This is a genomic window from Devosia oryzisoli, from assembly GCF_014837245.1.
Taxonomy (GTDB): Bacteria; Pseudomonadota; Alphaproteobacteria; order Rhizobiales; family Devosiaceae; genus Devosia; species Devosia oryzisoli.
In genome coordinates this window covers 1,250,039-1,268,148 of the sequence record NZ_JACYFU010000001.1, presented here as the reverse complement: position 1 = coordinate 1,268,148, position 18,110 = coordinate 1,250,039, and the positions used below count along the sequence as shown (strand labels likewise).

Here is an 18,110-nt window from a genome sequence, read left to right as displayed (position 1 = left end):
GCATTCCATGGGGCGCGTGGTACACACGCCCGAAATTGAACGATCAGGCTGGCCATGTCGCAAGACAACATCTTCCGCGAAGTTGACGAGGAACTGCGCTCCGATCGGATGCGCTCCCTATGGCGCCGTTTTGCGCCACTGGTCATCGGTGCGGCCATTGCCATCGTGCTTCTCGTTGCCGTGAACGAAGGGTGGTCGTGGTATTCCAACAGCCAGTCCGCCGCCTCGTCCGACAAGCTCTACGCCGCCCTCGACTCTGCCGAGGGTGGTGATCTGACCGCTGCACAGCAGCAGCTCGATCAACTGCAGGCAGAGGGCAGCGGCGGCTATCCTGTGCTGGCCCAGTTCCGCGAGGCTGCGCTGCTGAAGAACTCCGGCGACACGGCGGGCGCCGTTGCTGCCTATGACGCACTCGCCAACGACCAGTCCAATCCCCGCCTGCGCGAACTGGCGTTGCTGCTGGCCGCGAACATCCTCGTCGATACCGGTTCGCTGCAGGATGTCGAGGCCCGCGTCGCCACCCTCGCAACCGACGACAACCCGATGCGGCGCACGGCCCGCGAACTGCTCGGACTGGCCCAGTTGAAGGCGGGCGACGTCGCGGCGGCCCAGGCGAGCTTCGAGGCCATCCTCAACGACCCGCTCGCCCAGGCACCGACGCAGAACCGCATCTCCTATTACCTCGCCGCCATGGCCAGCCGTGGCGACATCGCTCCCGAGACTGCTGCTGCGCAAACGCCTGCCGAGAGTGCCGCCGACACGGTGGACCAGATCGTCCAGGACGACGAGGCGGCCCCCGCCGCGCAGTAGCGGCCACAAACCTCGAGGAAGCGGCCATGACCGTCACCGTTGCCATTGTCGGTCGGCCCAATGTCGGCAAGTCCACGCTGTTCAATCGCCTTGTGGGGCGCAAGATCGCGCTGGTCGATGACACCCCTGGCGTCACGCGCGATCGTCGCGAGGCCGAAGGGCGTATTGCCGACCTGCGCTTCAAGATCCTCGACACCGCTGGCTACGAAGACGTCAAGGACGGTAGCCTCGAAGACCGGATGCGTCAGCAGACGGAACTGGCCATCCGCGAAGCCGATGTCATCCTGTTCATGATCGACGCCCGGGCCGGCGTCGTGCCGCTCGACGAGCGCTTCGCCCAGGTGCTGCGCAAGGCCGGCAAGCAGGTGCATCTGGTCGGCAACAAGGCGGAGAGCGGATCGGCCGAGGCCGGGCTCGTGGAAGCCTACCGCCTTGGCTTTGGCGAACCGATTCCGCTGTCTGCAGAACATGGCCTGGGCCTCTCGGAGCTTTACTCCATCGTTTCGGCGGCCATCGACAAGGCCGAACTCGCCAAGGCGGAAGACGGTGTCGAGAACAGCGACCTCGACCTCCTGCCCGAGGTGGATGTCGATATAACCCCCGACATGCTCGAAGGGGAGGGCGACGAGGCGACGCTGCGCTGGAACCCCAAGCGATATCTCAACGTCGCCATTGTCGGCCGCCCGAACGCAGGCAAGTCCACCCTCGTCAATCGTATGGTGGGCGAGGACCGCGTGCTTGTCGGGCCGGAAGCCGGCATCACGCGTGACAGCATTCTCGTGCCCTGGGAGTGGGAAGGGCGCACGATCAATCTGGTCGATACCGCTGGTATCCGCCGCCGCTCCCGCGTCCACGAAAAACTGGAAAAATTGGCCGTGGGCGACAGCTTGCGCTCGATCCAGTACGCCGAAGTCGTCGTGCTCCTGCTCGATGCGACGATCCCGTTCGAAAAGCAGGATCTGGCGCTGGCTGACCTGGTCGAGCGCGAAGGCCGCGCCATGGTCATCGCGCTCAACAAGTGGGATCTGATCGAGGACAAGAACGCGACCCTGTCCGAATTGCGGGAGGCCTGCGAGCGGCTGCTGCCCCAGGTGCGCGGCATTCCGCTGGTCACGCTCTCGGGCCTCACGGGGCGCAATATCGACCGGCTGATGGAGGCCATTTTCGCTGTCGAGCGCAGCTGGAATGCGCACGTGTCGACTTCTCGCCTCAACCGCTGGCTGGCGGGGATGATCGAGGGCCATCCGCCTCCGGCCGTTTCGGGACGGCGGCTCAAGCTGCGCTACATGACGCAGGCCAAGACCAGGCCACCGAGCTTCATCGTCTTCGCCTCGCGGCCTGATGCCTTGCCGACCTCCTATCAGCGCTACCTCGTCAATGGCCTGCGTGAGGCGTTCGACATGCCGGGTACGCCGATCCGCCTTTGGGTGCGTGGCGGCAAAAATCCATATGCCGACAAGAAATAACCGGCGCGGCAGTTCGCTGCCGCTCTATTCACGCCTCAATGCCATGCCCTATACTGGCGCGGCTTGAACACCCGCCACAGGTTGCGGCGTGCAAATCACCGACCTTAGTGCTCACAGAAATTCTCATCGTCGTCGTTCTGATTCTGGTGAACGGCGCCCTGGCAATGTCCGAACTCGCCGTCGTGTCCGCGCGCCCAACGCGCCTCAGGGTCCTGGCGGAGCAAGGTGACAGTGGCGCTGCGACAGCGCTCAAACTGGCCGAAGAGCCCGGCAAGTTTCTTTCTTCCGTCCAGATCGGCATCACGCTTGTCGGAATCCTCTCCGGCGCCTTCTCCGGCGCCACATTGGGCCTTCGGCTGACCGAGTGGATGAAGTCGGTCGGCGTCCTCCCCAACGTGGCCGACGTGGCCGGTGTGGGCATCGTCGTGGTCCTGATCACCTATGCGTCCCTGATTCTGGGCGAATTGGTGCCCAAGCAGGTGGCGCTCCGCAATCCCGAGGGTGTCGCTTCGCGCGTTGCGAGGCCCATGGCTCTCCTCGCCCTCGTCGGCACGCCCATCGTGTGGCTCCTCGATGTCTCCGGCAAACTCGTTCTGCATCTGCTCGGCCAGTCAGGAGAGACCGAGGACGCCGTCACCGAGGAAGAGGTGCGGACGATCATTGCAGAGGCGACCACGGCCGGTGTGCTCGAAACCGAAGAACACTCCATGATCTCCGGCGTCATGCGTCTGGCGGATCGGTCTGCGCGCGGCCTGATGACGCCTCGGCCCGACGTGGTGGTCATTGATGTCGAAGACGAGTACCAGGAAAATCTTCAGGTCATCCTCTCGGCTCACCACTCGCGCATCCTCGTGCAGGAGGGCGACGCGGATTCCATCCTCGGAGTCCTCATGGTGTCCGAACTGCTGCCGTCCCTTGCCAAGGGCGAACAGGCCGACTTGCGCAAACTCGTCCGGTCGGTCCCGGTCGTCATGGAGCACGCCGCTGCCCTTGACGTGATCGAAGCCATTCGCGGCGCGCCCGTGAAAATGGCGCTGGTGGTCGACGAGTATGGCCACTTCGAAGGCATCGTCACCTTTGGCGACGTGCTTGAGGTGATCACCGGCATCTACAATGAGGAGCCAGGCGACGAACCGGGAGTGGTGGAACGCGATGACGGCTCTTGGCTGGTCGCCGGTTGGCTGCCGGTTGACGACTTCAGCGACCGCTTCAAGGTCAGCGTGCCGAAGGATGCCCGCTACGAGACGCTGGCGGGCTACGTCCTCTCCTGCCTCAACCATTTGCCGGCCGTGGGAGAGTCGTTCGAGGCGGACGGGTGGCGTTTCGAGGTGGTCGACCTCGACGGTCACCGCATCGACAAGGTGCTCCTGCAGCGCATCGGCGACGCCGCCTAGGGCGTCATCCCGAACCAGGCCGTCGAGCCGATCGTCATCTTCGGCTCGAACCCGCCCTGTCTCCAGAACGCGATGCCGCCGGCATTGCTGGCGCTGGCGCCGAGATGGATGCCCGTCACCCCGGCCGCGCGGGCTTCTTCGACCCACCGGGAAAGGAGCCGCGACCCGATCTTCTGGCCGCGCGCTTCCGGCAGCAGGTTCATGTGAATATGCGCGGGAAAGGCCGCAACAAGCTCGGGCGGCGTCACGTGCGGTTCCAGGATGGCTTTTATGCGATGCTGATCGGCATCGGTCATGCCCTCTGCGTTTCGATACCGCTCCCGCAGCTGCGGCCACCACTCGTCTTCCAGCCGCCGGTTGAACGCCACGGTGTCGTATGTGCCGACGAGATATCCGACCACCCTGTCGTCCACTACCGCAACAAGGGAATGTTCCGGCTCGAGGACGGCATAGGGGGCCGAATAGAGATGGCCGATAAGCTGTGGGTCGTTGTGCAGGGCGCTCGCGTCCTTCCCCGCATCGCCCGTCACGAGGCAGATGTGGTAGAGGGCGGAAAGATCGGACGGGGCAACAGGACGCAATTCGGCCATGCTCAAAGGTCCTCGAACCGGCCCGTCGCCATGTCGAAGAGGCGCCCGTTTTCGCTGAGCGAGGGCTCGAGCAGGTCGACGATGCGCGGCGCGATCTCCTGCGGCGTGGGCAGGGTCTCCGGGTTCTCTCCCGGCATCGCCTTGGCGCGCATGGCCGTGCGCACGGCCCCCGGGTAGAAGACATTCACCCGCAGCGATGACTGGTTGGCTTCGCCTGCGTACGACTTGGCCAGGGCATCGAGCGCCGCCTTGCTGGCGGCATAGAGGCCCCAAAATGGGCGCGCCGATCGCGCGGCCGAGGAGGACATGAAGACGGCGCGGCCAGCATCGGACTTGCGCAGCAGCAGGTCGAGCGACCGCACCAGGCGGTAATTGGCCGTGAGATTGGTGGCAATGACCTTGTCGAATTCATCGGGCTTGATGTGGCTGACGGGGCTCAGCACACCGAGCTGGCCGGCATTGGCAACGAAGCCATCGAGCTTGCCCCAGCGCTCGAAGATCGCCGCCCCGAGCCGGTCGATCGCGTCACCGTCGCGCAGGTCAAGAGGCACCAAGGTGGCCGAACCGCCCTCGGCCTGCACCGCGTCGTCCAGCTCTTCCAGGCCACCCACGGTGCGGGCGACGGCGACGACGTGGGCGCCACGCCGTGCCGCTTCCATGGCTGTCGCGTAGCCAAGGCCGCGGGATGCCCCGGTGATGAGAACAACGCGATCGGCAAGGGTCTTGGTATTTGTCATCAGCCGGCAACCTTGAGCATCGACATCGGCTTCGGATCACTCGGCGTCCGGCCCTGCAGGTCCGTCAGCTGAGTGGGATAGTCGCCGGTAAAATAGTGGTCCGTGAACTGCGGGCGCTGGGGATCGCGCTTTTCTCCGCCGACGGCCTCGTAAAGACCGTCGATCGAAAGAAACTCCAGCGAGTCCGCGCCGATATAGCGGCACATGGCGTCCAGGTCCTGATACTGATTGGCCAGGAGCTTATCCGGATCAGGCGTATCGATGCCGTAATAGTCCGAATGGAAGATCATCGGACTGGCCACGCGGATGTGCACTTCGGTGGCGCCGGCTTCCCGGATCATCTGCACGATCTTCACCGACGTGGTGCCGCGCACCACCGAATCATCGACAAGCACTACGCGCTTGCCCGCGATCTCGGCGCGATTGGCCGAATGCTTGAGCTTGACGCCAAACGCGCGGATCTGCTGGGTGGGCTCGATGAAAGTCCGGCCCACATAGTGATTGCGGATGATCCCCAACTCGAAGGGGATGCCGCTCTGCTGGGCGTAACCGATCGCCGCTGGCGTACCGCCATCTGGCACCGGAACCACCACGTCAGCGACGACGGGGGCCTCCTTGGCCAGGTTGATCCCCATCTTCTTGCGCGCCGCATAGACGCTGCGGCCCGAGACCACGGAGTCCGGGCGGGCGAAGTAGACATATTCGAACAGGCACGGCCGCTCGGGCTGCGGATGCGCCGGCTTGCGCGCATCGATGCTGATCGAGCCGTCCGGCTGGACCTCGCAGATGATTACCTCGCCATTCTCGACGTCGCGCACGTACTTCGCGCCGATCATGTCGAGGGCGCAGGTCTCCGAGCAGAAAATCGGCTTGCCGTCGAGTTCGCCCATGACCAGCGGCCGGATCCCGACAGGGTCGCGGGCGGCGATCAGCTTGGTGCGGGTCATCGCCAGCATGGCGTAGCCGCCCTCCATCTGGCGGATCGCATCGATGAAGCGGTCGGCTGTGGACGAATGGCGCGACCGGGCGATGAGGTGGAGGACGACTTCCGTGTCCGAGGTTGATTGGCAGATGGCGCCCGTGGCGATGATCTGGCGCCGCAGGGTCAGCCCGTTGGTGAAATTGCCGTTGTGGGCGATGGCGATGCCACCCGCTTCCAGCTCTGCAAAAAGCGGCTGCACATTGCGCAGGGCGACTTCGCCGGTGGTCGAATACCGCGTGTGGCCAATGGAGATGTGACCTGGGAGCTTTGCCAGCAAGGCAGGGTCCGTGTAGTGGTCGCCAACGAGCCCCATCCGCTTTTCCTGATGGAACTGGCGGCCATCGAAGCTGACGATGCCCGCGGCTTCCTGCCCGCGATGCTGCAAGGCATGTAGGCCCAGTGCGGTCAGGGTGGCGGCATCCGTGTGACCCAGAATGCCAAACACGCCGCACTCTTCATGCAGCGTGTCGCCGTTGAGGTCGAGGTCTTCGTGGATGGGATTGATCACGGGGCTCTCCCTACACGTGTGATGCGTGCCGCTATACGGTGCGGCCCCCGTGGGGGCCGGATTGCTTGCCGGAGGCAATAGCGCATTGGCGGGGCAATCGCCAATGACAAGTCCGAGCAGCCAGACTGCCGCAGATGGGCACCTGCAGCGTCACTGCGCCGGCGTGCTTTCCGGAACTGGATCGGTTGGGTCGACAGTTCCCTCAGCGCCGCCATCGGCGCCTTCAAGCGGGGTGTCGGGGGCCTGTGGATCATCGGTCAGGCTGGCGCCGCCGCCGTGCAGGATGTCGGTCACCTGCTGCTCGAGCCCTTCGGGGAGCATAGAAATCAGCGTGTTGCCCATGTTCTGCAGATAAGGCAGGGACTGCGAGTTGCGCGCCCAGTCGGGCAGGTTGCTGCCCATCAGCCAGACGCCGAAGATGGTGATGACCACGGCAATCAGGATGCCGCGCAGCACGCCGAAGAGGAAGCCGAGCGTCCGGTCGATCGGCCCGATACGGCTGTCGACCACGAAATCGGCAATGCGCATCGTGAGCAGGTGAAGGATGATGAGCGCCACGATGAAGGTGACGACAACGGTCGCAATATTGGCGACCACCTCTTCGGCAATGTACTGCTGCGCAATCTCGGGGTGATAGAGATACATGTAGACGGCGATGGCGGCCGAGCCTGCCCACGTCGCCAGCGACAGCACCTCACGGGTGAGGCCCCGGGCTGTGGCGAGGATGGCCGAGATCAGCACCAGTACGCCCACACCAACATCAAACGCAGTCAGCATATGTCTTGTCCAGTTATCCTGCCGCCCCGGCCTGTTGCGCGACCATTAGCGGCTTTGCCGCGCCCTGCCAAGGCCAAGCGATCCTCCGCCGGCCGATCTCCCCGGAAACTGTTCGTTTACCAGACATCTTCTTCCCGGACAGGCATCTTGCCCTGCGCCGCTATCCGGCTGACCATCTCGGCGAGCTGACCATATTCGGTCACCTCGAGGCCCGTCGTCCTGTCCGCTGCGCTGAGACGCCCAGTGGCCACGGACTTGAAGCCGAGCTTCTGCGCCTCGCGCAGGCGCAGTGCGCCATGCACGACGGGACGTACCCCGCCAGCGAGCGAAATTTCGCCGAAGAACACGGCATCAGGGGGCAGTGCTGCACCGGTCAGGGAGGAAATCAGCGCCGCCGCCACGGCAAGATCGGCCGCCGGCTCGCTGATCTTGAGACCGCCCGCGACGTTGAGGTAGATGTCGTTGGCGCCGATCCGCACGCCGCAGCGCGTCTCCAGCACGGCCAGTACCATCGACAGGCGCGAATTGTCCCAGCCCACCACGGCGCGGCGCGGCGTTCCGAGCGGGGAGGGGGCAACGAGCGCCTGGATTTCGATCAGCAGGGGGCGGGTGCCTTCCATGCCGGCGAACACGGCAGAGCCGGCGGCGTCCTGGTCGCGCTGATCGAGGAAAAGCGCTGAGGGATTGGCCACCTGCTCCAACCCCCGTTCCGTCATCGCGAAGACGCCGATTTCGTCGGTGGCCCCATAGCGGTTCTTGACCCCCCGCAGAATGCGGAAGGTATGGCTGGAGTCGCCTTCGAAATAGAGCACCGCATCGACCATGTGCTCGACCACGCGCGGACCCGCGATCTGGCCGTCCTTGGTGACGTGGCCGACCAGCACCACGGCAGCGCCGCTTTTCTTGGCAACGCGCGTCAACGCCTGTGCGGAAGTCCTTACCTGGGTGACCGTGCCGGGGGCGCTGTCGACCCGGTCGGTCCACAGCGTCTGGATGGAGTCGATGATCACAAGGTCTGGGGGAGGGCCGTTTTCCAGCGTTGCGAGGATGATTTCGACATTGGTTTCAGCGGCAAGCATGACGTCGGCCTCGCCCAGTCCCAGGCGCTGCGCGCGCAGGCGGACCTGGGCGACGGCCTCTTCACCCGAGACGTAGATGACGCGCTTGCCGCGGCCGGCGAGTGCTGCGGCGGACTGCAGCAGCAGGGTCGACTTTCCTATCCCCGGATCGCCGCCGACGAGAAGCGTCGATCCCTTGACGAACCCGCCACCGGTGACGCGATCGAGCTCTGCAATCCCGGTGATGACGCGCGCCGCGCTCTCCGTCTCCCCCGAGAGTGGGACGAGATTGGTCGGCTTGCCATTGGATTTGGCACTCTTGGGGCCAGCACCCACACCGGAGTCGACGATCTCCTCCACCATGGTGTTCCATTCCCCGCAGGCATCGCACCGTCCTTGCCACCGGCTGGAGACGGCGCCGCATGACTGGCAGACGAATGTGGATCGGGACTTGGCCATTCAGCAGGGAGCTTTCGGTGGTGCAGAAGCTAGTCTGGCGGCACATCGCTCCGCCAATTTCCGCGTGGTGTTCCAGTTGCGCGCCGTATTGGTGCCGCAGTGCTTGTCGATCTGCCGGATGAGCCTGCCGGACTGGCTGACATCCTGCGTGAAGTCGACGATCAGATGGTTGCTCCACACATGGAAACGCTCGGGGCCGCTATACTCGGCCAACCAGTTGAAATCCGGTTGCTGCGCCGCTACGAAAAACACCGCGGTCTGCGATGGACGGGCGGCCGCGGCGTCTGCCATTGGGGCGGCGGCAACCAGTTCCTGCACCTCTTCGACAGTGCGGACAACGGGCACGACATTCTCTCCAAGCCCAAAGCTGCCGAGGACGCCGGCCATGGTCTCGCGAGCCGCCGCTGCGCCGCCTGTGAAGCCGGCGATCATATTGCCGGTATTGCCCAACGTTTCCGCCTCCAGGAAACCCGAACTCAGTGCCTTTTCCCGCCATTGCGCCATGCGCATCAGCCGGTGCGTCGCCGGCCCGATGGCGCGAAGCAGGATGACATAGGTGGGCAGCAGTTCTGACAAGCGGTTGCCCCATAGGAGACGCAACTGGTTACCTACCAAGGGAGCTCAGTCGTATCAAGAACAAAAGGAGAACTAACGGCGGGTGCGCGACACTCAGCTTGGCAGCTTGCCGTCGCCCACATAGTTGCGATTGTAGCGGCCCTTGAGGCTGGTCAGCAGTTCATAGCCGATCGTATCGCCAGCGTCGGCCTGATCATCGAGTAGGACATTGGGGCCGAGCACTTCGGCGCCTTCGCCGGGCGAGGGCAGGTTGTCGCCAAGGTCTGTGACGTCCACGATCGTCAGATCCATGGAGATGCGCCCGACGATCGGACACAACTGGCCGCGGATCATCACCTTGCCGCCGGGACGGCGATTGGTCGAAGACAATGAGCGCAGGAAACCGTCGGCATAGCCGTAGCCGAGGATGGCCAGCCTGCTGTTTCGCGACAGCACATAGGCGGCACCGTAGCCCACGCTTTCGCCCGTGCGCGCTTCGGTGACCTGCAGCACGGGGACATGCAGCGTGGCGACGGGAGCCATGGGGTTCTTGCGGCCACTGACCGCCCGCCCGCCATAAAGCGCAATGCCCGGCCGCACCATTTGGAAGTGATAGTCCCGGCCGGTCATCAAACCCGCGGAATTGGCCAGGGAGGCCGGAACGCCAGGGAACTGCGCGACGATGGAGCCGAACAGGGCGAACTGCGTGCGGTTCTTTTCGTGGCTTGGCTGATCGGCGCAGGCCAGATGGCTCATGACCATCTGCGGCGCATAGCCGAGCGGTTCGATCCGCTCCTTGACCCGCACCGCCTCGTTGAGCCGGAAGCCGAGCCGGTTCATGCCGGTGTCGAAATGGAAGGCGCTCGGGTAGGCCTCATTGCGCTCCACGCACTTGGCCAGCCACTCCTCCAGCATCGCCAATGACGAGATGACCGGCATGAGGTTTTGCCGCACGTAGAGGTTCGCCGCGCCGGGATAGAGGCCATCCAGCACGAAGATATGGGCGTCTGGCACGGCGGCGCGCACAGCCATGCCCTCGTCCGGTGTTGCGGTGAAGAAGAACCGGGCGCCTGCCGCGTGCAGGGCCTTGCTGGCCATGTCGATGCCGGTGCCATAGGCATCAGCCTTGACGACGGCAGCGGTCAAGGCGCCGGCGCTGACCTTGTCGAGCGCGCGCCAGTTGCGGGCCAGGGCCCCCAGATCGATGCTCAGTTGGCCGCCCAGGCCAGAATTCAGCGCCATGCCTATTCCATGCGTTCAGGCAGGTAATCTGCCCGAGCAAGGTTACCAAAGCGGGTAAATTGCGCCTCGAAGCTCAACTGCACGGTTCCGGTGGGGCCGTGGCGCTGCTTGGCGATGATGACTTCCGCCTTGCCGTGCACCTTTTCCATTTCCCCCTGCCAGGTGAGGTGCTCGGGCGTGCCCTCCTTGGGCTCCTTGTTCTTGAGATAGTATTCTTCGCGATAGACGAACAGAACCACGTCCGCGTCCTGCTCGATAGAACCCGATTCGCGCAGGTCCGCCAGTTGTGGATGCTTGTCGTCGCGCGACTCCACCTGTCGCGACAGCTGGGAGAGCGCGATGATCGGCACTTCGAGCTCCTTCGCCAACGCCTTGAGGGTCGTGGTGATCTCCGTCAGTTCCTGCACGCGGTTCTGGCTCGATGCCTTGGTCGAGCCGGAGAGCAGCTGCAGGTAGTCGACGATCAGGAGATCGAGCCCCTTTTGCCGCTTCAGGCGGCGGGCGCGCGCCGCCAGCTGCGCCACGCTGATGCCGCCGGTATCGTCGATATAGAGCGGCGCCCGGCTCATCATGTTGGAGACGTCCACCAGCTTGGAAAATTGGCTGTCGTGAATGCGCCCGCGCCGGATATCGGAAGAGGAAATCTCCGACTGCTCCGCCAGGATACGGGTGGCCAGCTGTTCGGAGCTCATTTCCAGGCTGAAGAACCCCACCACGCCGCCATCGACCGTCTTGTTGTGCCCATCCGGCGTCACCTCGCCGCGCCAGGCCTTGGCGACGTTGAAGGCGATGTTGGTGACGAGCGAGGTCTTGCCCATGGCCGGGCGTCCGGCAAGAACGATGAGGTCGGAGCGCTGCAATCCGCCCATCTGCCGGTCGAGGTCATGCAGCGCCGTGGCAATGCCCGAAAGACCGCCATCGCGCTGAAAGGCTTCGCCGGCCATCTGGATGGACGCGGTCAGCGCCGCACCGAAGGACTGGAACCCCCCGTCGTAGCGCCCCTTTTCGGCAAGCTGGAACAGCTCGCCCTCGACCTTTTCGATCTGCCGGACCGGCGTCATCTCGACGTCGGCATCATAGGCGGTCGACACCATCTCCTCGCCGACGAGGATCAGGTTGCGCCTGATGGCCAGGTCGTAGATCGCCTGCCCGTAGTCGGAAGCGTTGATGACGGTGGTGGCCTCGGCCGCCAGGCGCGCGAGGTACTGCGCCATGGTGACGTCCGGCAGCAGCTGCTCGGGCAGGTGGGTCTTGATGGTCGTGGGATCGGCCGATTTGCCGGCGCGGATGATCTTGCCGGTGATCTCGTAGATGTCGCGGTGGATCGGCTCGTAGAAGTGCTCGGGCTCGAGGAAGTCCGCGACGCGATAGAACGCCTCGTTGTTGATCAGGATGGCGCCCAGCAGTGCCTGTTCGGCCTCCACATTGTGCGGGGCGAGGCGAAACGACTTGTCTTCGGCGGGGTGCAGGCGGGCGATCTCGGCCATGGCTCTCTCGGAGGTGTTAACCTTTCTTAACCACGCCAGTCTGGCGTGAGTCCCAGACGATTCCGCTCAGGGTTAATACCGTGAAAGGCTGCCCTGTGAACTGTGGGGACAGCGGGGAATGCGCCGCGGAGAACTTGTTTATCCACGTGGGCCTTATCGGCCTGATTCTGCGCGAAAGTTTTAAGAAAAGCAAAAGGCCGGGCATTGCCCGGCCTTTCGACAAATTTGCAGGAGGATGACTACTCTTCGAAGCGGTCGTCGTCAGCAGCGTCGGCCTGGCCAGCGGCGAAGTCGCCGCCTTCATCAGCCTCGAAGGTGTGGACGGTGACGTCCTCACCCGAGGCCTGGCGCTCGGCTTCATCTTCCGAACGGGCAACGTTGACGGTAATGGAGACTTCCACTTCCGGATGCAGCGCGAGGGCCACGGTGTGGACGCCGACCGACTTGATCGGGTCGGCCAGGTCAACCTGGTTGCGCTGCACGGTGAAACCGGCCTTGGCCAAGGCTTCCACGATGTCGCGGGCAGCAACCGAGCCGTAGAGCTGGCCGGTCTCGCCGGCCTGGCGGATGATGATCACCGAGGTACCGTTGAGGCCTTCGGCGACACCCGCCGCAGCCTGGCGGCGCTCTTCGTTGCGCTGTTCGATGTGAGCACGCTCGCCCTCGAACCGCTTGCGGTTGGCTTGGGTCGCGCGCAGCGCCTTGCCCTGCGGCAGCAGGTAGTTGCGGGCGAAGCCGTCCTTGACGTTGACTTCGTCACCGATGGTACCGGTGCGGCCAATGCGCTCGAGCAGAATGACTTTCATTTATCTTGTCCTTTGGCTGTCCCGCCTCAAGGCGGTTAGGAGCCGCAAACCATTCGCGACCCCAGCAGTGATGATTAAAGAGCGCTGTGCTCCCACCATCGTCACCATCCGGCTTGTCCGGGTGGTCCAGGCCTCCGCGGGATGGATTGCCCGGACACGCCGGGCAATGACGGAGACTGCGGAAGCTTATTGCACCGCGTAGGGCATCAGGCCGATGAAGCGGGCGCGCTTGATGGCACGGGCCAGTTCGCGCTGCTTCTTGGCCGAAACGGCAGTGATGCGGCTCGGCACGATCTTGCCGCGCTCGGAGACGTAGCGCGACAGCAGGCGCACGTCCTTGTAGTCGATCTTGGGAGCGTTGGCGCCCGAGAACGGGCAGGTCTTGCGCCGGCGCTGGAACGGACGGCGGGCCTGGGAAGTGGTAAGGTCTTTGATAGCCATGGCTGTTCTGTCCTTGAGATCTTAGAAGCGGCGGGGACGACGGTCGCCCGAGGGGCCGCCACGATCGCCACGACCATCGCGGTCGTCACGGTCACGCTTCTGCATCATGGCCGAGGGGCCTTCTTCGAGTTCGTCCACGCGCACGGTCATGAAGCGCAGGATGTCTTCATTGATGCGCATCTGGCGCTCCATCTCGGCAACGGCCGGAGCCGGAGCTTCGATGTTGAGCAGCGTATAGTGCGCCTTGCGGTTCTTGCGGATGCGGTAGGAGAGACCCTTGAGGCCCCAGTATTCGTTCTTGGTGACCTTGCCGCCGCCCTGGGACAGCACTTCGGTCAGCTGCGCGGTCAGGTCTTCGACCTGCTGCTGGGAAACATCCTGGCGCGCCAGGAAGATGTGTTCGTAAAGGGCCATTGATGCGCCTTCCTTTCGGGTTGTTCGGGCAATGCCTGGCGCGGAGCCTCCTTGAAGCCGGAAAGGCGTCAAAGCAGTCTTGCAAAGAGCGGGAACACGGGAGGCCGGGTCCGCCGGACCCTGCTTGTGCGAAGCACAAACCCTCCGTTCAGCCCCCGGCCAAACGAATTGCTGGCGGTCACATAGGGCAAGAAGGCCTCTTTGGCAAGCCGAACGGGCCGCAGGGCGGGCGATACCTCACGCCGCCTTGCGCACTTTCAGTTGGGCTCGTCGCCGACTGCCAGGATGTTCCCCTCGGAATCCTTGAACCAGGCGCTGTGGAACCGGCCCAGGCTGGCGACGCCATCGACGGTCTTGAGGCCGGGCATGTCGTACTCCTCGAAGACGACCCCGCGTTCTCGAAGGTCCTTCACTTCCGCGGTGACATCATCAGTGGAGAAGGCCAGCAGCGTGTTGGGGGCCTTCCCGGCGTTGGGCGCAGGATAGAGAAGAAAGCTTGTTCCGGCGCCAACTCGGTAGACGCAGCCGAAACTGTCTTCGAGATGAGGCACGAGGCCGAGCTTATCCTTGTACCACGATTTTGCGCGATTCATGTCTGCAGCCGGGATGGTTGCATAGGCACGATGTTCCGTGAGCATCTTTCCCTCCTATAGAGAGCAAGCGGTGATTGTACGCCTCGTGGTGGGGCAAGTTAAGCGCCATGCCGAGCTAAGCCGATGTGACTGGAAATGGTGCAGGCTGCTTGACACCAAAGGGTCACTCCGGGCATGCGGCAACGCAACTTGCGCGTTCTCCGGGCTTGCCCGAAGGTCGCGGTCAAAACCGTGCCGTGTTTTGCGGCCACAGGAAGTCACATCTGGTGGCTCTATCGGAGGTCCTTCATGGCTCGCTATGCATTCACATTTCCCGGCCAGGGTAGCCAGGCCGTCGGCATGGGCCGCGACCTGGCCGATGCTTTCCCCGAGGCGCGCGCCGTGTTCGAGGAGGTGGATGATGCGCTGGGCCAGAAGCTCTCCGCCATCATGTTCGACGGGCCGGAGGACGAACTCCGCCTGACGGAGAACGCGCAGCCCGCCCTGATGGCCGTCAGCCTCGCCGTAGTGCGCGTTCTAGCGAGCCAGGGCGTGTCTCTGGCCGACCACGCAAGGTATGTTGCCGGTCACTCGCTGGGCGAATACTCGGCGCTCTGTGCTGCCGGCACCTTCTCCCTTGCCGATACGGCCCGCCTGCTGCGCACCCGCGGCCAGGCGATGCAGAAGGCTGTTCCGGTGGGCCATGGCGCGATGGCGGCTTTGATCGGGCTCGATCTCGATGCAGCGCGTGAAGTTGCCGAGGAAGCAGGGCAGGGCGAGGTCTGCTCGGTCGCCAATGACAACGCACCCGGCCAGGTCGTCATCTCCGGCGCGCACGCGGCCATTGAGCGGGCCCTTGATATCGCCAAGAGCAAGGGCGCCAAGCGCGCGCTACCTTTGCCTGTCAGCGCCCCGTTCCACTGTTCGCTGATGCAGCCTGCCGCGGAAGCCATGGAAGTGGCGCTGGGGGAGGTGGCGATGAAGTCCCCGGTGGTTCCGCTCGTCTCCAATGTCCTCGCCGCCCCAATTTCGGACGCAGCCGAAATTCGCAGGCGCCTGGTGGAGCAGGTGACGGGCGTTGTGCGCTGGACTGAAAGCATCACCTGGCTGGTTCAGGAAGGCGGCGTGGACACGCTGGTTGAACTGGGCTCCGGAAAGGTGCTGACCGGCCTTGCAAAACGTATCGCGCCGGATGCCAGGGCAAATGCCGTTGGCACCCCGGCGGACATTGATGCGTTGATTGCGCAGATCCAAGCCTGATCCTTCACTCGCCAACGTGAATCAATCTGCCCGCTGGAGGCTCCAAATGTTTGACCTTGCTGGAAAACGCGCTCTTGTGACGGGTGCGAGCGGCGGCATCGGCCGCGAAATCGCCAAGGCCCTGGCTGCCGCGGGCGCCACGGTTGCGCTCTCGGGCACCCGCGTCGGCGCGCTCGAAGACACGGCAGCTGCCATTGGCAAGGACTGCCCGATCCTGCCCGCCAATCTGTCCAAGCTCGACGAGGTCGACAAACTCGTTCCATCCGCCGAGGCGGCGATGGGCGGTCTCGACATTCTCGTCAACAATGCCGGCATGACGCGTGATAATATCTTCATGCGCATGAAGGACGAGGAGTGGGACGACGTCATCGCCGTCAACCTGACGGCCGCGTTCCACCTCAATCGCGCCGTGCTGCGCGGAATGATGAAGCAGCGCTGGGGGCGCATCATCGGCATTTCGTCGGTCGTCGGCGTCATGGGTAACCCGGGCCAGGGCAACTATGCCGCCTCCAAGGCCGGGCTCATCGGCATGAACAAGGCGCTGGCGCACGAAGTGGCCAGTCGTAACATCACCGTCAACTCCATTGCCCCGGGCTTCGTCGCCTCGGCCATGACTGAGGAACTCAACGACAAGCAGCGGGAGACCATCCTGGGGACGGTGCCGATGGGCCGCCTCGGCACGGCTGAGGAAGTGGCCGCCTGCGCCGTTTTCCTCGCCAGCGACGCTGCCGCCTACATCACTGGGCATACGCTCAACGTCAACGGCGGCATGGCGATGATCTGAGGCCGCAAAGCCTTGGAAAGTCTGGACAGGGTTGCTGGCTATGACCGAAGAAACATGGTACGTGCCGCCCCGGTCACTCTTGCCGGTCTGCCTTGCAGGCGCCCCACGGGCCGCTTACATTGCCGCGGTGCAAGCCAACACGGCGCTTGATGATTTGGCTGTGCGCCAATAAGAAGCGAAACGAAACCTCGATTTCTAAAAGGGAAGTCTAATATGAGCGATGTCGCTGATCGGGTCCGCAAGATCGTTGTGGAACACCTCAATGTGGATGCGGACAAGGTTACCGAGAAGGCCAGCTTCATCGACGATCTGGGTGCGGATTCGCTCGATCAGGTCGAACTGGTGATGGCATTCGAGGAAGAATTCTCCGTCGAGATTCCCGATGACGCTGCCGAGTCGATCCAGACCTTCGGAGACGCCGTCGCCTTCCTGACCAAGGCCACCAGCTAAACGTCGCGCGGCTGCCGAACATGGAATTGCGCCGAGTCGTCGTCACCGGATTGGGTCTTGTCACGCCTTTGGGCTGCGGAGTGGAGGCCACCTGGGCCAATATTCTGGCAGGAAAGAGCGGTGCCAAGCGCATCGACGACTTCGAGGTCGATGATATTGCCTGCCAGATCGCCCACCGCATTCCGCTCGGGGACTATGCCGATGGCAAGTACAACCCCGACGAGTGGATGGAGGTGAAGGAGCAGCGCAAGGTCGATCCTTTCATCGTCTACGCCATGGCGGCGGCCACGCAGGCCATCCAGGATGCCGGCGTTGAGCCAAAGACCCAGGAAGAGCAGGAACGCACCGGCGTCCTGATCGGCTCGGGCATCGGCGGCATCGGCGGCATCTACGATGCGTCCGTTACGCTTCATGAAAAGGGGCCGCGCCGTATCAGCCCCTTCTTCATTCCCGGCCGCCTTATCAACCTTGCCGGCGGCCAGGTTTCGATTCGCTTCGGCCTCAAGGGCCCTAACCATTCCGTCGTGACCGCCTGTTCCACAGGCGCGCATGCAATCGGGGACGCTGCCCGTCTCATTGCTCTGGGCGATGCCGATGTCATGGTCGCCGGCGGCACGGAAAGCTGCGTCAATCGCTTGTCGCTGGCTGGCTTCTCGGCCTCGCGGGCCCTGTCCACCGGTTTCAACGACAACCCCACTGCTGCCTCGCGGCCCTATGACAAGGACCGCGACGGCTTCGTGATGGGCGAGGGCGCCGGTATCGTGGTCCTCGAGGATTACGAGCGAGCCAAGGCCCGCGGCGCCAAGATTTATGGCGAGGTGATCGGCTATGGCCTCTCGGGCGATGCGTATCACATCACGGCACCGTCTCCCGATGGCGACGGCGGCTTCCGCGCCATGAGTGCGGCGATCAAGCGCGCCGGCATCTCGCCCGCCGACATCGACTACATCAACGCGCACGGCACCTCGACCCCGCTGGGCGACGAGATCGAACTCGGTGCGGTCACCCGCGTCTTGGGCGATGCGGCAAACGGAGCGGTCATGAGCTCCACCAAGTCCGCCGTGGGCCATCTTCTGGGCGCTGCCGGCTCGGTGGAAGCGATTTTCTGCCTGCTGGCCATGCGGGACAGCATGATCCCGCCGACCCTGAACCTCGACAATCCCTCGGTGGAAACGCAGATCAATCTCGTGCCGCACAAGGCAATCGAGCGTGAGGTCAACGTTGCGCTCTCCAACAGCTTCGGCTTTGGCGGCACCAACGCCACGCTGGTGATGCGCAAGGTCAACTGAACTATTACGATTTAGCTTGGGGCACATTG

The 18,110-nt window shown here is 64.0% G+C and carries 19 protein-coding genes; 7 read left to right on the top strand and 12 right to left on the bottom strand.

The genetic code is table 11. The annotated features are described in order from the left end of the window. Window positions 1-54: 54 nt before the first annotated feature. From IC608_RS06365 to IC608_RS06355, 3 genes are all read left to right on the top strand, one after another. The gene (locus IC608_RS06365) at window positions 55-810 is read left to right on the top strand and encodes a tetratricopeptide repeat protein (RefSeq protein ID WP_191773608.1); all 756 of its coding nucleotides are present in this window, start codon (window positions 55-57) and stop codon (window positions 808-810) included. 26 nt (window positions 811-836) lie between these two features. Continuing rightward, complete coding sequence (der, locus tag IC608_RS06360; protein WP_191773606.1) at window positions 837-2,276, top strand: ribosome biogenesis GTPase Der; 1,440 nt, start codon at window positions 837-839, stop codon at window positions 2,274-2,276. A 107-nt stretch (window positions 2,277-2,383) separates the two neighbouring features. Beyond that, entirely contained in the window at window positions 2,384-3,670 is a 1,287-nt protein-coding gene (locus IC608_RS06355; RefSeq protein WP_345890843.1) for a hemolysin family protein, read from the top strand. On the opposite strand, the gene IC608_RS06350 is transcribed toward IC608_RS06355, so the two are convergent. The 12 genes from IC608_RS06350 to IC608_RS06295 all read right to left on the bottom strand — a co-directional run bounded on the left by IC608_RS06350 (window position 3,667) and on the right by IC608_RS06295 (window position 14,364). Further along, window positions 3,667-4,260 (bottom strand): GNAT family N-acetyltransferase, encoded by a 594-nt coding sequence (locus IC608_RS06350; RefSeq protein ID WP_191773603.1) that lies wholly within the window; start codon window positions 4,258-4,260, stop codon window positions 3,667-3,669. The two genes, IC608_RS06355 and IC608_RS06350, sit on opposite strands and share 4 nt — an antisense overlap. A 2-nt stretch (window positions 4,261-4,262) precedes the next feature. Then, window positions 4,263-4,997, bottom strand: a complete 735-nt coding sequence (locus IC608_RS06345; protein WP_191773601.1) for an SDR family NAD(P)-dependent oxidoreductase — start codon at window positions 4,995-4,997, stop codon at window positions 4,263-4,265. Next, window positions 4,997-6,487, bottom strand: a complete 1,491-nt coding sequence (gene purF / locus IC608_RS06340) for an amidophosphoribosyltransferase (RefSeq protein ID WP_191773599.1) — start codon at window positions 6,485-6,487, stop codon at window positions 4,997-4,999. Before purF ends, IC608_RS06345 begins: the two co-directional genes overlap by 1 nt. Before the next feature lie 150 nt (window positions 6,488-6,637). Further along, window positions 6,638-7,264, bottom strand: coding sequence for a CvpA family protein (locus IC608_RS06335; protein WP_191773597.1), 627 nt, complete (start codon window positions 7,262-7,264; stop codon window positions 6,638-6,640). A 116-nt stretch (window positions 7,265-7,380) separates the two neighbouring features. Further along, window positions 7,381-8,781, bottom strand: coding sequence for a DNA repair protein RadA (gene radA, locus IC608_RS06330; RefSeq protein WP_191773595.1), 1,401 nt, complete (start codon window positions 8,779-8,781; stop codon window positions 7,381-7,383). Continuing rightward, window positions 8,782-9,357, bottom strand: a complete 576-nt coding sequence (locus IC608_RS06325) for a DUF1697 domain-containing protein (protein WP_191773593.1) — start codon at window positions 9,355-9,357, stop codon at window positions 8,782-8,784. 93 nt (window positions 9,358-9,450) lie between these two features. Then, window positions 9,451-10,578, bottom strand: coding sequence for an alanine racemase (alr, locus tag IC608_RS06320; protein ID WP_191773591.1), 1,128 nt, complete (start codon window positions 10,576-10,578; stop codon window positions 9,451-9,453). 2 nt (window positions 10,579-10,580) lie between these two features. Then, the gene (locus tag IC608_RS06315; protein ID WP_191773590.1) at window positions 10,581-12,065 is read right to left on the bottom strand and encodes a replicative DNA helicase; all 1,485 of its coding nucleotides are present in this window, start codon (window positions 12,063-12,065) and stop codon (window positions 10,581-10,583) included. A gap of 239 nt (window positions 12,066-12,304) precedes the next feature. Beyond that, window positions 12,305-12,871, bottom strand: coding sequence for a 50S ribosomal protein L9 (gene rplI / locus IC608_RS06310; protein ID WP_191773588.1), 567 nt, complete (start codon window positions 12,869-12,871; stop codon window positions 12,305-12,307). A 186-nt stretch (window positions 12,872-13,057) separates the two neighbouring features. Further along, window positions 13,058-13,312 carry a 30S ribosomal protein S18 gene (rpsR, locus tag IC608_RS06305; RefSeq protein WP_191773586.1) on the bottom strand — a complete coding sequence of 85 codons (255 nt, stop codon included), beginning with the start codon at window positions 13,310-13,312 and terminating at the stop codon, window positions 13,058-13,060. A 21-nt stretch (window positions 13,313-13,333) separates the two neighbouring features. Then, window positions 13,334-13,726, bottom strand: a complete 393-nt coding sequence (gene rpsF, locus IC608_RS06300; RefSeq protein ID WP_191773584.1) for a 30S ribosomal protein S6 — start codon at window positions 13,724-13,726, stop codon at window positions 13,334-13,336. Between the two features lie 257 nt (window positions 13,727-13,983). Then, the gene (locus tag IC608_RS06295; protein ID WP_191773582.1) at window positions 13,984-14,364 is read right to left on the bottom strand and encodes a VOC family protein; all 381 of its coding nucleotides are present in this window, start codon (window positions 14,362-14,364) and stop codon (window positions 13,984-13,986) included. Window positions 14,365-14,607: 243 nt separating this feature from the next. Here IC608_RS06295 and fabD point away from each other — a divergent pair, with 243 nt between their 5' ends. From fabD to fabF, 4 genes are all read left to right on the top strand, one after another. Further along, complete coding sequence (gene fabD / locus IC608_RS06290; protein WP_191773580.1) at window positions 14,608-15,558, top strand: ACP S-malonyltransferase; 951 nt, start codon at window positions 14,608-14,610, stop codon at window positions 15,556-15,558. Between the two features lie 46 nt (window positions 15,559-15,604). Continuing rightward, window positions 15,605-16,342 carry a 3-oxoacyl-[acyl-carrier-protein] reductase gene (fabG, locus tag IC608_RS06285; protein ID WP_191773578.1) on the top strand — a complete coding sequence of 246 codons (738 nt, stop codon included), beginning with the start codon at window positions 15,605-15,607 and terminating at the stop codon, window positions 16,340-16,342. 213 nt (window positions 16,343-16,555) lie between these two features. Beyond that, window positions 16,556-16,792: an acyl carrier protein gene (locus tag IC608_RS06280; protein WP_191773577.1), complete on the top strand. Its 237-nt coding sequence runs from the start codon at window positions 16,556-16,558 to the stop codon at window positions 16,790-16,792. Between the two features lie 26 nt (window positions 16,793-16,818). Next, window positions 16,819-18,081 (top strand): beta-ketoacyl-ACP synthase II, encoded by a 1,263-nt coding sequence (gene fabF, locus IC608_RS06275; protein ID WP_191773830.1) that lies wholly within the window; start codon window positions 16,819-16,821, stop codon window positions 18,079-18,081. The last annotated feature ends 29 nt before the right edge of the window (window positions 18,082-18,110 follow it).

Excerpts from the sequence above, each read along its gene's own strand:
- IC608_RS06365 (WP_191773608.1), top strand. The coding sequence starts at position 55 with ATGTCGCAAGACAACATCTTCCGCGAAGTTGACGAGGAACTGCGCTCC.
- der (WP_191773606.1), top strand. The coding sequence starts at position 837 with ATGACCGTCACCGTTGCCATTGTCGGTCGGCCCAATGTCGGCAAGTCC.
- IC608_RS06350 (WP_191773603.1), bottom strand. The coding sequence starts at position 4,260 with ATGGCCGAATTGCGTCCTGTTGCCCCGTCCGATCTTTCCGCCCTCTAC.
- IC608_RS06345 (WP_191773601.1), bottom strand. The coding sequence starts at position 4,997 with ATGACAAATACCAAGACCCTTGCCGATCGCGTTGTTCTCATCACCGGG.
- IC608_RS06335 (WP_191773597.1), bottom strand. The coding sequence starts at position 7,264 with ATGCTGACTGCGTTTGATGTTGGTGTGGGCGTACTGGTGCTGATCTCG.
- radA (WP_191773595.1), bottom strand. The coding sequence starts at position 8,781 with ATGGCCAAGTCCCGATCCACATTCGTCTGCCAGTCATGCGGCGCCGTC.
- alr (WP_191773591.1), bottom strand. The coding sequence starts at position 10,578 with ATGGCGCTGAATTCTGGCCTGGGCGGCCAACTGAGCATCGATCTGGGG.
- IC608_RS06315 (WP_191773590.1), bottom strand. The coding sequence starts at position 12,065 with ATGGCCGAGATCGCCCGCCTGCACCCCGCCGAAGACAAGTCGTTTCGC.
- rplI (WP_191773588.1), bottom strand. The coding sequence starts at position 12,871 with ATGAAAGTCATTCTGCTCGAGCGCATTGGCCGCACCGGTACCATCGGT.
- rpsR (WP_191773586.1), bottom strand. The coding sequence starts at position 13,312 with ATGGCTATCAAAGACCTTACCACTTCCCAGGCCCGCCGTCCGTTCCAG.
- rpsF (WP_191773584.1), bottom strand. The coding sequence starts at position 13,726 with ATGGCCCTTTACGAACACATCTTCCTGGCGCGCCAGGATGTTTCCCAG.
- IC608_RS06295 (WP_191773582.1), bottom strand. The coding sequence starts at position 14,364 with ATGCTCACGGAACATCGTGCCTATGCAACCATCCCGGCTGCAGACATG.
- fabD (WP_191773580.1), top strand. The coding sequence starts at position 14,608 with ATGGCTCGCTATGCATTCACATTTCCCGGCCAGGGTAGCCAGGCCGTC.
- fabG (WP_191773578.1), top strand. The coding sequence starts at position 15,605 with ATGTTTGACCTTGCTGGAAAACGCGCTCTTGTGACGGGTGCGAGCGGC.
- IC608_RS06280 (WP_191773577.1), top strand. The coding sequence starts at position 16,556 with ATGAGCGATGTCGCTGATCGGGTCCGCAAGATCGTTGTGGAACACCTC.